Origin of the sequence: Cognatilysobacter lacus, assembly GCF_008274655.1 — a bacterium.
Lineage (GTDB): Bacteria > Pseudomonadota > Gammaproteobacteria > Xanthomonadales > Xanthomonadaceae > Cognatilysobacter > Cognatilysobacter lacus.
On sequence record NZ_VTRV01000301.1, the window covers coordinates 1 to 527 of the forward strand.

1 protein-coding gene is annotated in these 527 nt (G+C 66.0%); it reads left to right on the forward strand.

What is annotated here, in order from left to right; genetic code table 11:
• A partial coding sequence (locus FW784_RS14595; protein WP_205123636.1) for a hypothetical protein occupies positions 1-336 on the forward strand: 336 nt, incomplete at its 5' end.
• Positions 337-527: the final 191 nt, after the last annotated feature.

Consider the following 527-nt stretch of genomic DNA (forward strand, 5'->3'; position numbering starts at 1 on the left):
GCGCAGGTTGCGCCGCTGATCGCGGCCAGCGCGCCCCGAGTAGCGCCGCTACTCCCGGTTGTTGTCACGGCGGCTGTTTACGTCTTCCTGCTCGGGCTGCTCGGGCTTGCCGCAGTCGGCCGGGACTGGGCGCGCTTTCTTGGAGCCGTCATCGCGCTGCTGGCGCTGCTCGAGAATGCCCCGCACGTCCTGTCGTTTGGCTCCTTCGCGCTTGCCTGGTTCGCCGCAAAGGCGTGCGGTCTCGCGCTTTTGTACGCGCCGCCGAGCAACCGGTGGTTCCGGCAGGTGGGGCCTAACAATTCGTCCAAGCCGACGCCGCTTCGCGGCGCGGCTTAACTCAGGTGTTAGGCCCCACTGTGGAACACCTCGCCAAGCGCGTAAGAGCTTCGCTGTTACCGCTGCACTCTCCGCTGTAACGCCTCGCGGGCCGCACTCGCCTCGGTAATCGCTGTCCCCACCTTGACCCGCTTGCTCCGTCAAGCGAGCATCCCGTTACCGGCTCCGAAATGGGAGCTAATCGGTGTTAG